This window comes from Varibaculum massiliense (assembly GCF_900106855.1).
In the GTDB taxonomy this organism is placed as follows: Bacteria; Actinomycetota; Actinomycetes; order Actinomycetales; family Actinomycetaceae; genus Varibaculum; species Varibaculum massiliense.
The window spans coordinates 1,340,659-1,354,912 of the sequence record NZ_FNWI01000004.1 but is presented as its reverse complement, the minus strand read 5'-3'; the positions used below and the strand labels follow the sequence as shown (position 1 = coordinate 1,354,912).

Here is a 14,254-nt window from a genome sequence, read left to right as displayed (position 1 = left end):
AGGCTTACCTATTTTTTAGAAGAGGAAGTAACGCTGAGCCATAGGCAGCACGGAAGCTGGCTCTGAAGTAATCAGCTTGCCATCCACCCGTACCTCGTAGGTCTGCGGATCAACCTCAATATTCGGGGTAGCTGAGTTGTGCTTCATATCCGCCTTAGAGATATTCCGCATATTCTTCGCTTCCACGAACATCCGGTTCATGCCATCGGCGCGTAGCTCATCTTCCAGACCAGCCTCAATAGCAGCAGTCGGCAAGAAAGTAACCGAAGTCTTAGCCGCCAGTACGCCACGAGCAGCATAAGAGTAACGCATCGTCCGAGGCTCCGGGGTGGGGATAGAGGCATTGCAATCACCCATAACCGAGCGAATAACATACCCGTTCTTCAACACCATCTTCGGCTTCACACCAAAGTAAGCCGGCTCCCAAATAACCAGGTCAGCTAGCTTGCCTTCCTCAACGGAACCGACAGCGTGGCTGACACCAGTAGCAATCGCCGGGTTAATGGTGTACTTGGCAACATAGCGCTTAATGCGCTCGTTATCATTGCCTTCCGAATCGCCAGCCAGCGGACCGAACTGTTCCTTCATCCGGTGCGCAACCTGCCAGGTGCGGGTGACAACCTCACCCACACGCCCCATGGCCTGCGAGTCAGAGGAAGTAATCGACATGATGCCCATATCGTGCAGCACGTCCTCTGCCGCGATAGTTTCCTTACGGATACGAGAATCAGCAAAAGCCACGTCCTCCGGAAGATCCGGGTTCAAGTGGTGGCACACCATAATCATGTCGAGGTGCTCGTCCATGGTGTTAATGGTGTAAGGCAGCGTGGGGTTAGTGGACGCCGGCAACACATTCGGCAGCCCCGCAACCTTCAAAATATCGGGGGCGTGGCCACCGCCAGCGCCCTCAGTGTGGAAGGTGTGAATCACGCGGTTCTTGAATGCCGCAATGGTGTTGTCAGCAAACCCGCCCTCGTTAAGGGTGTCAGTGTGGATTGCCACCTGGAAATCCATCTCATCGGCTAGGGCTAGAGCCTGGTCAATAACATTTGCAGTTGCGCCCCAGTCCTCGTGAATCTTTAGCCCCACAGCTCCGGCCAAGATTTGCTCGCGCAAAGGATCTGGCGCACCCGCATGCCCTTTACCCAGGAAGCCAACGTTAATCGGAAAGTTCTCTGAGGCTTGAATCATGTGTCGCAGGTTGGTAGGACCAGCGGTAACCGTGGTGGCATTGGTGGAATCCACCGGACCGGTGCCACCACCGATATGGGTGGTAATACCGTTGTCGAGGGCGGCTTCTATCTGGTCGGGGGAAATGTAGTGAATGTGAGTATCTACCCCGCCAGCGGTGACAATCATGCCTGCGCCGCCGATTACCTCGGTGCCCACGCCGACTTTAATGTCGATATTGTCTTGGGTGTCGGGGTTACCCGCCTGCCCAATCTTATAAATCCTGCCGTCTTTTACGCCGATATCGGCCTTGTAAATTCCGGTGTAATCGATAATTGTCGCGCTGGTAATCACCAGATCGACCACGTCGTCGGCGGAAACCGAACGACCGTCTTGTCCCATACCATCGCGGATAACTTTGCCGCCGCCGAACGAGACCTCTTCGCCGGGAGTCAGGTAGTCCTTCTCAATGCGGGCAATCAGATTAGTATCAGCAAGTCGAACGCCATCGCCCACCGTTGGACCATTCAGCTCGACATACGAACGCCGCGCCATATCAAACGCCATTATGTTCTCCTATTTTTGTAAATTCGTCTGTACGTTATTGACCTAAACTCGGGCTAGGTCTATTTACTGCTCAATATTTATTAATTTGCCTAGTCGAGCTGGGCGTTAACTTTGCCATTGAAGCCGTAAATCTCGCGCTTTCCACCAAAGTCAACGAGGTTAACCGTGCGGGAATCGCCCGGCTCTAACCTGACTGCGGTGCCGGCGGGAATATCGAGGCGCTTGCCCAGAGCGGCCTTGCGGTCAAAATCAAGCTCACTATTAGCTTCTGCGAAGTGGAAGTGAGAGCCAACCTGAACAGGACGGTCACCGGTGTTGGTTACCTCGAGGGTAATCGCTTCCCGATCTGCGTTCAGCTTGACCGGCTCATCTTGTAGTAAGTATTCACCTGGAATCATGGTTGTTAATCCCTTTCAGTTAGCGAATCGGATTGTGTACGGTGACCAGTTTGGTGCCATCTGGGAAAGTGACCTCCAACTGAACGTCGGGAATCATTTCAGGGACACCTTCCATTACGTCATCGCGGGTCAAAATGTTTACACATTCGCTCATCAACTGGGCAACGGTCTTACCGTCACGAGCGCCCTCCATGATGGCAGCTGAAATCAAAGCAACTGCCTCAGGTTGGTTGAGCTTAACACCGCGATCCTTGCGGCGCTGCGCGACATCGGCAGCGACGACGATAAGCAGCTTTTCCTGCTCACGCTGAGTGAGTTTCATGAAAATCCTCCATTTTATTTAGCTGGTGCAAGGAGCTTAAGTCCTTGCGCTAGATCTGTTTTGTGGTAACGACTGCGGCAAGCACCTTTCTACGTTGGACGTAGTACAGCTTGACCATTGATTTTACGAATTATTCTCTACTTTCCGCGGCAGCGATATCTTCGGGCTCCTCAGCGTACTCATCTTTGGCTAAGGGTTTACCCGTTATCTTTGCTATCAGTATTTGTAGCAACCCGTTTTGATATGCCACGCAACCCAAAATCAGCACCACACCCAGCCATTGCAAGGCAGACGGCCATTCAGAGAATAGCGGACCGGCGATGATAACTGAGGTAACCGGAGATAGGAGCAGAATACCGGCCGACAGGGTCGGATCCAGCCAAACGGAACCATACTGAACCATGGTCCAGGCAGCAGCCTGACCGATGACAATCAGGATAATCAGGTTAATCCAGTTGCCAGTATTGATGGGGTCACCCATCATGGTTGCTTCCGAGATGGAAATACCATCGTTCATCGCTGGCAGCACCATTACGCCCTCAGCGTTCTTGGTCAATACGCCATGGGTCATATTGAAGCCGTTGCCGCCAGTAAACATCCAAATGGTGGGGAATACTGCCTGTGCCAGCATGGTGTACATCATGGGCTGGACGTAGAGATCTTTACGCGGTGCCGATGTACTGGCCTTCCGAGAGAAGTACAGGTAGCACGAGTAGCAGATGCCGGAGGTCAAACCGAAGGCAGTACCAAGGACTGCGGTCTTGAGCTCCATTCCAAACATGGTGATGGTTTTGGGACCGACAAAAGCGTCGCCGCCACTTTCAAACACGCCGCCGGTGAAGAGCACGCCCACAATCATGATGGGCAGCACGAAGGCGAAGGATCGAGGCAGGCGGAACTTGTCGATAATTGCAGTCAGCATGGGCACAATCACAACCTGCAGGTTAAGCAGAATCGCGGCCACGCCGGAACCGATTAGGAAGATTGAGTAGTTCCAGGCGGTGAAGTCCACACCCAAGAACAGACCGGAGATTACCGCCAGGATGATGCCTTTTTTGGGCAGTGACTGCTTTTTGCGGATTTCCATGACACCTAAAGGCAATAGACACAAGAATCCGAGGATAACGCGAAGCCAGGCCTGAGTGGCCGGATCCATATTGGCTGCTTTCACCCAAAGCGGGGTACCCGACAAAAACAAAGTACCGAGCAGGAGAACCAAAACAGCCTTGCCGTGACTGACATGTTTTATTGGAGATGGGACAGTGGTCCCCGTAGTTGATTTAGCTAACATACCCGCTAGCCTATCAAAACTTTTTGTATTAGTGACCATTATTGAAACAAACAATTTGATTCAATTGGTTAGTTGAATTTAGCGTTTATTAACCTTTCCGGTTTGCTTCCCTGATTTCGCAGTTCACAAGGTTTCCAATAAAATAAAATCGGCTTGCGAGAACGCTTTAACTTTTATTTTTCCGACTTTTAATCTTGGAGGATTCATACAAAAAAATCCGCCCGAAAAATTATTAACTATAATTTCTTCGTTGTTGCTTTTCTCACTGTCCAGCTGCCCATCCCAGTAATACAGTACTGCGGCAACTAGGACTCGGCTCAAAACAGGGGGAGCCCTGACCCCAAGAATTTTCAATTTAGTACCGTTAGAGAAGTAAAACGCTAATAGACAAAGCCCAGCCCCTTGCCAGGGAGCCCTCAGCTTGAGCTGTTAGATTTAAGCATAAATAAAGGAGGAATATATGGCGGGAAAACGGTTTGGAAACGGCGTGAAGACCGCGTTGCTACTGGGAATCATGTGGGCGATTCTCTTGGGGATCGGATACCTGATTTCCTACGGCACTAATAATTCTGCGTTCCTATGGATTTTTGCGGCGATTGGGCTGGCCTCCACGTTTTATAGCTACTGGAACTCCGATAAGTTGGCGATTCGGGCGATGGGCGCCTACCCAGTAGACCCGGGACAATACCCCCAGATTGTAAAAATCGTCACCGAGCTGTCTCAAGCCGCCGGGCAACCGATGCCGCGCCTCTATATTGCCCCCACCGCCACCCCGAATGCTTTTGCTACCGGCAGGAACCCCTCCCATGCAGCGGTTTGCTGCACCGAAGGAATTTTGCAGTTGCTAAATGAACGGGAACTGCGCGGAGTGCTCTCCCACGAACTGATGCACGTGTATAACCGCGATATTTTAACCTCCTCAATTGCCGCCGCTATCGGGGGTTTGATTACTTCCGCAGCCCAAATGATGTTCTTTTTCGGAGGAGGACGGCGCGATGAGGAAAGCTCCGGTCCCCTGGCGGCTATCGGGGCGCTCTTAATGGTATTCCTGGCGCCATTGGCTGCAACCCTGACCCAACTAGCGATTTCTCGTACCCGCGAGTTCGATGCGGATCAAACCGGCGCGGAACTCTCCGGTGATCCCCTTGCCCTGGCTAGCGCCCTCAAGAAACTGGAGGCAGGAACTACTGCTCGTCCCCTGACGAAAAATCCGCAAACCGAGAAAGTCGGGTTCATGATGATTACGAACCCATTTAGGGCAGGAGGTATGCGGCAGCTATTTTCTACCCACCCCCCAATGGATCAGCGGATTCGCCGCCTAGAAGAAATGGCAGGGTACTAGCCTCTACTACCTGGCTGTTACCCCGTCAGAGCAGGCTATTCTCCGTCCTTACCGATTAGATCTTCCGGTACGTCCTCGCCGCGGGAAATCGCGCTCATCGCTTTACGGGACACCACTTTGACGCGTTCACGCGCCCCGCGTCCCCCCTCGACCTCGCCAAAGTCTGCGCCCAGCTGCTTTTCGTATTCGTCCAGTAGCTCCCAGCCATGCCAAGTAGAGAAAGGAACCCCGCGCTGTTCAAGTAGCTCAATCATGGCGTCGTGACCCACCGCTTTGCCGGTAGCCACTAGCTTGCCAGCTTCGGCGTCCTCTACCAGGTGGGCGATAGTTTGCTGGGCATCGGACTTGGTAGACCCAATCAGCCCTACCGGACCACGCTTAACCCAACCGGTTGCGTAAATACCGTTCAAGGGGGTTCCCTCCAGGTCGGTGACCCGCCCTTCCTGATTGGGGATTACTCCGCGCCGCTCATCGAAAGGCAGCCCCTCAATCGGAGAGGAGAAATACCCCACCGCGCGATAAACCGCCTGTACCGGGGTTTCCCGCAGCTCGCCAGTACCGGAAACTGTTCCGTCTCCGTTCAGCTGGGTACGTTCGGTAACTAGGGCGCGCACATGCCCGTCCTCATCAGCCAAAATCTCTTTGGGAGCCGAGAATAAATGCAGGTGGATACGGCGGTCAGCCTCCCGGTCGTCCTCATCCATGGCATAATTAATTAAGGTATCAACCACCATTTTGGTTTGTTTTGAGGCCGCTATCGCCTGCTCCGAGCCTTCGTCAAACTCGAAATCTTCCTCAGAAACAATCACTTTTACCCCCGGCTGTTGGCCGAGTTCACGCAGCTCTAAGGGGGTGAACTTCACCTGGGCAGGCCCGCGCCGCCCGAAAATATGCACATCTGTGATTGGGGATTTATAAAGCTCTTTCGCTACGTTTTCCGGAATCTCGGTTTTCAACATATCTGCAGGATGCTTCGCCATGACCCGGGCAATATCCAGGGCAACGTTACCTACCCCAATCACCGCCACTTCTTTAGCCTCTAAGGGCCAAAAACGCGGATAATCCGGGTTGCCGTCGTACCAGGACACAAAATCGGAGGCGCCAAAGCATTCCGGGAGGTCTCGACCGGGTAAGTCGATGGGTTTATCCCGATCAGAGCCGGTAGCAAAAATAATCGCATCATAGTGTTCATGCAGGTCATCAACGGTAATATCGGCGTCCTCGCCACCAACATTTACATTGGCGAGCAGGCGAATATCTCCGCGCTGCAAAACCTTGTAGAGGGCGGTAATAATCGCGCGAATTCGAGGATGGTCTGGCGCCACCCCGTAACGCACCAGACCGTAGGGCGCGGGCAGGCGCTCAAATAGGTCAATCTCTACATTTAGACCAGATTTGGACAAAATATCGGAGGCGTAGATTCCGGCGGGGCCGGCTCCAATCACGGCGACACTGAGCGGACGGTCAGACACTAAAACCCTTCCTTTTGCATTATCAACCTGGCGGCGCCTACTTTTGGCACCCCAAACCTCCCCTATTGTAGCCAGGAAAGCGCTTTATCTCGCATTTTATTGAGCGGTCTCACACTTAGGAGCAACCGGCAAGACAGCGGCACAAAACCCAGGTAAAGTACCCGGGCGAGTCTTGGGCCAAACCTACAAGCGGAAGAGAGCTGACGGGGGCTTGCCGGTCTCGAGCTTATCTGCCCCAATAAAAGCAAACTCGCCCACGAGGGAGGGCGCCTGAGAGAGAATAGAGAAAGTCAAGGAGGAAAAATGAGTACACGGAAAGCTCCGCGCAGGCCAGCGATGTTGGATGCCGAGCAGGCAGAAAATATTCCCGGTGCCGAGGACGCGGCGAGCTCTTCGGAAGTCGCCCACCTGGTAGCCCAAACTCTGTTAGGAATAGAAAAAGAAAGCGATGAGAATGTTCAGCGGCTGCGTCAGCTGCTGGAATCCGGGGGGATAGATACGGTCAGTGAACTGTGGTCCACCTCCCCGGCCAGCACTCTACCAGGCACGCTGTGGCGTCTCTACCTGGTTTATCAGTGGTATTTACGAAATCCACAGCTAGTAAATGAACGTTTCCAGCAGGGACTTGCCGCCCTAGATATTGGGGATATTTTTTCTCGGGAACACTCGGATAAGTCGGTGGCTAACCTCATGGATGAGTTAGCTGCCCTGTGGCAGGCGCAAACTTCGATAGCTGAGCTGGCTCCCCTGCTAGATCGCGTCAGTGATTTCCTGCAGGTACTTGCCAGCGGGGTGAGCGCGGAATGGATTAAGGATTCCCGGGACGAACTGGCAGATTCGGTGACCCTGCGTCCCCAGGCGCTGCTACAAACCGCGGACGACCTGAAACTTTCAGCACGTGCAGCGAAGGCAAATCACCTAAACTAGCAATATATCCATTAGGAGTATTCCTTAAAAACATTGCCGTTATTTTTGGAAGGGGTCAGCATGGAACGCAAACAGGACGCTGAAAACAGGACAGAACCGAAAGTCGGGAAGGCCAAAATTAAAGAAGACGCCACCGGTCAGTCGCACGTAGTACCCTCTCCTGCCGATATCGCCCGGGTTTATAAGGAAAATCCCCAGACTGAACCTACCCCGCAGGTTGATCGGGTGGCAGCACAATCAAATTTTGAGACCGCGACTGCTGATGAACTGATTTCTTCAAAGACCTCACCCGAACAGTTTCCCGGAACCGATTATGAGGACGCCGACTACGACCTGCCTACGGGCGCTTCTCCATTTGTAGACGGCAAAAAAATAGCTGCCGACGATGAGATTTTGCCGCGCCCGAAAAAAACTGTAACTCCCGCTGCTGCTAGCGCCACTAAGACCAAAGCAACTGGTAAAGACGCTAAAGCTACCAGTAAAGATAACGGGAGTACGCCAGCTAAGGAAACCTCGAAAACCGCTGGCAATAGTGAAAAAACTACAGCGGAAAAGAAGCCACGCAAGGTGGCATCGGCAAGCGCCGGTCACGCCCAAACCGATGGCCCGGAAGATCTTTCCACTATCAGCCCCTCCACTTTGCGAGAGGCTCCCGGCATTGACAAATTGGCGCAAGCCGGCCCCCTCGGTCAAGACAAACCTCTCCCCAAAGGACGCTTCGGGGATCGGGAACTGTCCTGGATGCAGTTCAACCAACGAGTATTAGAGCAGGCAGAGGACGAGCGCCTTCCTATCTTGGAGCGCGCCTGGTTCACTACGATTTTCTCCTCCAACTTGGATGAGTTCTATATGGTGCGCGTAGCCGGGCTTAAACGGCGTATTGCCGCCGGAATTGCCCGTACCGCCGCCTCTGGACTCACCCCCCGGCAGGTACTAGACCTGGTGACTGAACGCGCCCAGGTTCTGTGTGCCCGGCAAGCCGGTTTCGTGCAAAACACTTTGCTAGGCGAACTGAAAAAGGTAGGAATCAAGCTGCGGCGCTGGGACGATCTTGCCCCTGAGCAGCAAGAATTCCTGCACGGCTATTTCCGGCGCCAGATTTTCCCCATCCTTACCCCGCTAGCGGTGGATCCCTCGCACCCTTTCCCTTATATTTCGGGACTATCAGTGAACCTGGCAGTAGTACTCCGTAATCCCCTGACGGGCAAACAGCATTTCGCACGGGTAAAAATCCCGGAGAGCCTGCCGCGGCTAATCTGCGTGGAGCAGGCAATAGACCAGATCATCCCGGAGGATGCGCTGGATACCAAGGGAGAGGCCACTTTCGTTACCCTGGAGGACGTTATCGGTCCCCACCTGGATCACCTCTTCCCGGGGATGGAGATATTAGAACATCACGTGTTCCGCCTGACCCGCAACGAAGACTTGGAAGTGGAAGAGGACGATGCCGAGAACTTGCTGACCGCGATGGAGCAAGAACTGTTGCGGCGTCGTTTCGGCCCGGCAGTGCGCCTAGAGGTGGCAGAGGGGATTTCCCGTCCAGTCCTAGACTTCCTGGTGGCCAAGCTAGAGATTGGGATGGAGGACGTTTTCGCCCTGCCGGAACCGATTGACTTGCGCTGCCTGAACGAGCTACATGAACTGGATTTGCCGGAACTCAAATACAAGAAGTTTGTTCCCGCGACTGCCGCCGGGCTCGCGGAAGTAGAATCGGCCAGGCCTACCGATATTTTCGCGATGATTCGTAGCCACGATGTACTGCTGCACCACCCCTATGATTCTTTCTCGACCTCGGTCCAGCATTTCGTAACTTACGCCGCTAAAGATCCGAAAGTACGTTCTATAAAGCAGACGCTTTACCGTACCTCCTCGGATTCTCCAATCGTGTCTGCCCTGATTGAAGCGGCTCAAAACGGAAAACAGGTGCTAGCAATTGTAGAAATCAAAGCCCGTTTCGATGAGGACGCCAACATTTCTTGGGCGCGCAAACTAGAGCGAGCCGGGGTGCACGTAGTCTATGGGATGGTGGGGTTGAAAACTCACTGCAAACTGTCAATGGTGGTGCGGGAAGAAGCCGATGGGCTGCGTCGTTACTGCCACGTCGGTACCGGAAACTATCACCCCAAGACCGCTCGGGGATACGAGGATCTGGGCTTGCTGACTTGCGACCGTGAGGTAGCCCAAGACCTGACTCGCCTGTTTAATCAGCTTTCGGGGTATGCGCCGCGTACTTCCTTCCACCGCCTGCTGGTAGCACCACGTTCTATCCGTCCGGGGATTATTGAACGTATTGAACGCGAGGTTGATAATTACCGCAACGGACTGCCCGCCTATATCGGAATTAAAGTAAACTCCCTGGTAGACGAGGCAGTAACTGATGCCCTCTACCGCGCCAGCCAGGCGGGGGTACCAATCGATATTGTGGTACGCGGAATCTGCACGATTCGTTCCGGGGTGCGCGGCCTCTCGGAAAATATCCGGGTGCGCTCTATTTTGGGGCGCTTCCTGGAACATTCCCGTATTTACGCTTTTGAAAATGCCGGGCAACCGGAGGTGTGGATTGGTTCTGCTGATCTGATGCACCGCAACCTGGATCGCCGGGTAGAGGCGTTAATTCGAATCAAGGATTCCGAGATGACTGCGGAACTCATGGATCTAGTAAAGCTAGAGGCCTCCCCGGAGGTATCTTCTTGGCATTTACGCCGGGATGGAACTTGGCGGCGTCATATCAACGCCAAGGATGGTTCCCCCCTAATGGATATCCAAGAGTACCTAATTAATAAGGCTAATTCGCGTATGAAAGGGCGCTAAGGGCGAATTTTTCCCGCTAACTTCTGAGGTTAAAGCAATTGAACCTCTGTGACCTCAAGGAATGACCTTACAGGTAATTTGTTAGACAATAGAAACAGATTACAAGAAAGGCAAGTGGCTACTATGACGGCTCGACCTAAGCCACCGCACATGCGGATAGTGCGGTCCGCAGGCGCATTAGTATGGCGTTTGCGACCAGAAGCCAACCCCATTCCCGGCACCATGATTCCCGCGCAGCGTCAAGATATCCAGGTGCTGATTGTGCATCGACCTCGCTATGACGACTGGTCTTGGCCGAAAGGCAAACGCGAACCCGGGGAGGCAATACCGGCAACGGCAGTGCGCGAAGTTGAAGAGGAAACTGGAGTCCCCATTCGTTTGGGAGCACCACTGACAGTCCAGAGGTATCGCCTGGGAGCGCGGGTTACTAAAGAGGTTCACTACTGGGTAGGTTTCCCGGATGTTTCCCCGGAAACTTTGCGGGCTCGTCCCCTGGCTCCCCTAGCTTCTACCAAAGAGATTGATAAATGTCAGTGGGTGGGGGCGCGCAAAGCTATGCGGCTGCTGACTCGCCGCGGAGACCGGCGTCTGCTAGAGGAACTACTAACCCGCCTGGCAGAACGCACTTTATATACCCGCACCTTGGCGGTGCTGCGCCATGCGAAAGCTACTAAACGCTCCCATTGGGAAGGCACCGAGATGACCCGGCCACTATCCCGGCGGGGTTCTTCTCAAGTGTTGCGGCTGCTCCCGGCCCTTTCGGCTCTGGGGATTAACCAAATAATTACTTCCCCCTGGCGGCGCTGCGTTGCCACCGTGGCTCCCTACGCCACGCTCTCGGGTACTCCCCTCACGACCGAGGCCTCCTTTACCGAGGACGCCTATCGGGAAGATTCCTCCAAGATGCGCTCAGTAGTGCGGGGCTTACTTACGAAAAGTAAGTTAGATGCACCCGCCTCGCCGCTGGCAATTTGCGTTCATCGTCCCACTATCCCGGGGATTATTGGGGAATTGGCGCCCCTTACCCCTAACAATTTGGGCAGGTTATTACCCCAAGATGACCCCTATTTAAAGACTGCGGGAATGTTGCTAGTGCATATTGCGGATTACCCGGAGCCGCGTGTTGTTGACCTGGAAGTATTTCGTCTAGATCCCTAGCGGCGGTTTTCATCCTTGGGCAGGTATTGCGGCTCTAGTCAGGGAACCCCCGCTAAACTGGGGACATGAGCGATTCTAGTAACCAGCTGCCTGCAGATTCTTCGGCGGGTATCCCCGCCTCCAGCCCGGATTATTCCGCGCCCGCATTCTTACCTCGGGTGGGGATTGGCAGTGACGTTCACGCTTTTGCAGATCCCGCCGACCCGGAGACTGCTTCGCGCCTCTGTATGGTAGCGGGACTTTCCTGGCCAGGGGAAACCCCTCTCAAGGGACACTCTGATGCGGATGTGGCCGCCCACGCCCTCTGTGACGCAATATTGTCGGCTGCCGGTCAAGGTGATCTGGGTTCCCACTTTGGTACTGATCGTCCCCAGTGGCAGGGAGCCTCGGGTAAACAGCTACTGACAGCCACGATGGAGATTATTCACCGTGCAGGTTGGGAGTTAGGAAACGCCGCGGTCCAGGTGATTGCTAATCGTCCGCGAATGGGGGCTCGCTATCAGCAGGCGCGAGCGGCGTTAGAGGAGGCCGTGGGGGCTCCGGTGTCGATTTCCGCAACTACCTCGGACAATCTGGGGTTCACCGGACGCGGTGAGGGCGCGGCCGCGATAGCCACCGCCCTCGTTTATCCCCGGGGATAAACTGAGCTTCGCGAAAAAACTTTATGGGCGGTAATGTCTTCGCTCTGCCCAAGTAAAGAAAAATTCTACTTATTAAAAGACCAGTACTAACTACTTGCCCTGTTTGACCTAGTTAGAGCCTCACGCTCCTGACCGTCAGCGACCTAAATCACATCCATCCAGGTCTTTGGACCTAGATTTTTTAGGGAAATTCTATTTAGCAAAAAGGTTTTCTAAACCCCTAGTTTCCTGCCACTTTACCCCTTGAGGCTCAAAAAGATTCCCACCTCTCACATACCTAAAGTCCCGTGCCATATTGTGATTTGCTTGACAGCAAGATATTATGTTGCGCAGTCGAAGGTCTCGGCATTTATACCAATGGAGAGCAAATGATAAGTACATTCTCAACATTAGTGATGCCCACTGTGGGTGCGGCAGATTTTATTAGCAGCGGGAGTACTGGCGGTATCGCCATCGCCATGGTTATTTACTTCGTAGCCATGATTTTGATTGGCATCTACGGCTATACCCGCACCCAAACCATGGATGATTACATGGTGGGGGGACGTTCCCTGCCGCCGCTAGTAGCCGCACTTTCGGCGGGAGCAGCGGATATGTCAGGTTGGTTAATGATGGGGCTACCCGGCGCCCTCTACCTTTCGGGTCTGGTGGAATCTTGGATTGCTATCGGATTGCTGATTGGGTCCTGGTGCGCTTGGAAATGGGTGGCTCCCCGTCTGCGTTCCTATTCGCAAGTAGCCGGGGACTCGATTACGGTTCCCTCGTTCATGTCGGCTCGCCTCAAAGACAATAAATTCGTTCTGCAGCTGGTAGCCGGGATTATTATTCTTTTCTTCTTCACCATCTACGTGGCCAGCGGGATGGTTTCCGGAGGCGTGTTCTTCGAATCCATCTTCGGTGTTAACTACCACGTAGGTATGGTAATCGTCGCTGGGGTAGTTATTCTTTACACCCTGGTCGGCGGATTCTTGGCAGTTTCCTGGACAGACATGGTGCAAGGCATCATGATGCTAATCGCCCTGCTGTTGGTGCCCGTCTTCGGCGTGGTTGCCCTGGGGGGCTTCGGAGTTATGACTGGTACCCTCAACGGCTTGGAGGGTCACATGTTCTCGATCGTAGGTGATGGTGCTGCCGGCAAACTCTCCATGCTAAACGGTCTTGCCTGGGGTCTTGGTTACGTGGGTATGCCCCACGTGATTGTGCGCTACATGGCGCTACGCTCCCCCAAAGAAGCAGTAGCAGCGCGCCGTCTGGGCATCGGCTGGATGTTCCTGTGTGTGCTGGGCGCAACTTTGACCGCCCTAATTGGGCGCGCCCTGGTCGAAAATGGTCTCAGCGGCATTAAAGAAGCACTAGCTCGGGTGAAAGTTAACCCGCAAGAAAGCATCTACCTGGTAATGGGAGAAAAACTTTTCCCCGCCGTGCTCGCCGGGTTCATGTTGGCGGCTATTTTGGCCGCGATTATGTCCACCGTTTCTTCCCAGCTGCTGGTCACCTCCTCGGCAGTGGTAGAAGATATTTACCGGGGAATCAAGAAGCGCCGCTTGCTGGGCGCCAAAGGTATCAACGCCGGCCGGATGGTGGTGTTAGCGATTTCGGTAGTCGCCGCATGCTTCGCTTGGTTCCGTACCGACTCGATTCTGAAGTTGGTGGCGTTTGCCTGGGCCGGCTTCGGCGCTGCCTTCGGCCCGGTGATTATACTCAGCCTCTACTGGCGCAAATACACCTGGCAGGGTGCGGCAGCCGGTATGGCCGTGGGCGCTATTACCGTGGGCATCTGGGGTAACCTACCCGACACGGTACCGATGTTCTTCCAGGTGTACGAGATTCTGCCCGGATTCTTGCTGAACCTGCTAGTTTCCTGGCTGGTATCTCTCGCCACCTACAAGCCGAATAAGGAAATCGACGAAGAGTTCGATCTGGCAGTCAAGCTAGCTCATGCCTCACAAGAGGAAATTAACTCTGCTTTGGAGGGACGCCAGGTCACCCCGGTGACCGTTACCCCATTCGCGGAAGTAGAGGGCGAAGCGCGAACCTCTTCCTAAACAAAAACTTAATAAAAATAAGGACTAGGAAAAAAGTCCCCTAAATCAGGGTACACACCCGCGCATCTAGTGTTACCTTGAACTTATAAGTGCGTAGAGGGTCGGGTCAC

Annotated in this window: 12 protein-coding genes; 6 read left to right on the top strand and 6 right to left on the bottom strand. The window is 53.9% G+C overall.

Annotated features, from left to right (window positions below):
* Nucleotides 1-15 precede the first annotated feature (15 nt).
* From ureC to BQ5456_RS06010, 5 genes are all read right to left on the bottom strand, one after another.
* A complete protein-coding gene (ureC, locus tag BQ5456_RS06030; protein ID WP_071129201.1) occupies nucleotides 16-1,737 on the bottom strand; it encodes an urease subunit alpha in 1,722 nt (573 codons plus the stop codon).
* 89 nt (nucleotides 1,738-1,826) lie between these two features.
* Nucleotides 1,827-2,135, bottom strand: coding sequence for an urease subunit beta (locus tag BQ5456_RS06025; protein ID WP_071129200.1), 309 nt, complete (start codon nucleotides 2,133-2,135; stop codon nucleotides 1,827-1,829).
* Between the two features lie 19 nt (nucleotides 2,136-2,154).
* Nucleotides 2,155-2,457 carry an urease subunit gamma gene (locus BQ5456_RS06020; protein WP_071129199.1) on the bottom strand — a complete coding sequence of 101 codons (303 nt, stop codon included), beginning with the start codon at nucleotides 2,455-2,457 and terminating at the stop codon, nucleotides 2,155-2,157.
* 130 nt (nucleotides 2,458-2,587) lie between these two features.
* Nucleotides 2,588-3,748 (bottom strand): DMT family transporter, encoded by a 1,161-nt coding sequence (locus tag BQ5456_RS06015; protein WP_083378399.1) that lies wholly within the window; start codon nucleotides 3,746-3,748, stop codon nucleotides 2,588-2,590.
* A gap of 123 nt (nucleotides 3,749-3,871) precedes the next feature.
* Nucleotides 3,872-4,102 carry a hypothetical protein gene (locus BQ5456_RS06010; protein ID WP_143037044.1) on the bottom strand — a complete coding sequence of 77 codons (231 nt, stop codon included), beginning with the start codon at nucleotides 4,100-4,102 and terminating at the stop codon, nucleotides 3,872-3,874.
* Nucleotides 4,103-4,208: 106 nt separating this feature from the next.
* On the opposite strand from BQ5456_RS06010, the gene htpX reads away from it, so the two are divergent.
* Complete coding sequence (htpX, locus tag BQ5456_RS06005; protein ID WP_071129196.1) at nucleotides 4,209-5,090, top strand: zinc metalloprotease HtpX; 882 nt, start codon at nucleotides 4,209-4,211, stop codon at nucleotides 5,088-5,090.
* A gap of 35 nt (nucleotides 5,091-5,125) precedes the next feature.
* On the opposite strand, the gene BQ5456_RS06000 is transcribed toward htpX, so the two are convergent.
* On the bottom strand, nucleotides 5,126-6,562 hold the full coding sequence (locus tag BQ5456_RS06000) for an FAD-dependent oxidoreductase (protein WP_071129195.1): 1,437 nt from the start codon (nucleotides 6,560-6,562) through the stop codon (nucleotides 5,126-5,128).
* Between the two features lie 303 nt (nucleotides 6,563-6,865).
* Between BQ5456_RS06000 and BQ5456_RS05995 the strand changes: the two genes are divergently transcribed.
* The 5 genes from BQ5456_RS05995 (at nucleotide 6,866) to putP (ending at nucleotide 14,144) form a co-directional block, all read left to right on the top strand.
* Nucleotides 6,866-7,489, top strand: coding sequence for a hypothetical protein (locus BQ5456_RS05995; RefSeq protein ID WP_071129194.1), 624 nt, complete (start codon nucleotides 6,866-6,868; stop codon nucleotides 7,487-7,489).
* A gap of 60 nt (nucleotides 7,490-7,549) precedes the next feature.
* Nucleotides 7,550-10,300, top strand: a complete 2,751-nt coding sequence (locus BQ5456_RS05990; protein WP_083378397.1) for an RNA degradosome polyphosphate kinase — start codon at nucleotides 7,550-7,552, stop codon at nucleotides 10,298-10,300.
* Nucleotides 10,301-10,423: 123 nt separating this feature from the next.
* The gene (locus BQ5456_RS05985) at nucleotides 10,424-11,458 is read left to right on the top strand and encodes an NUDIX hydrolase (RefSeq protein WP_071129959.1); all 1,035 of its coding nucleotides are present in this window, start codon (nucleotides 10,424-10,426) and stop codon (nucleotides 11,456-11,458) included.
* 65 nt (nucleotides 11,459-11,523) lie between these two features.
* On the top strand, nucleotides 11,524-12,099 hold the full coding sequence (ispF, locus tag BQ5456_RS05980; protein WP_083378396.1) for a 2-C-methyl-D-erythritol 2,4-cyclodiphosphate synthase: 576 nt from the start codon (nucleotides 11,524-11,526) through the stop codon (nucleotides 12,097-12,099).
* A gap of 368 nt (nucleotides 12,100-12,467) precedes the next feature.
* Complete coding sequence (gene putP, locus BQ5456_RS05975) at nucleotides 12,468-14,144, top strand: sodium/proline symporter PutP (protein ID WP_083378395.1); 1,677 nt, start codon at nucleotides 12,468-12,470, stop codon at nucleotides 14,142-14,144.
* Nucleotides 14,145-14,254: the final 110 nt, after the last annotated feature.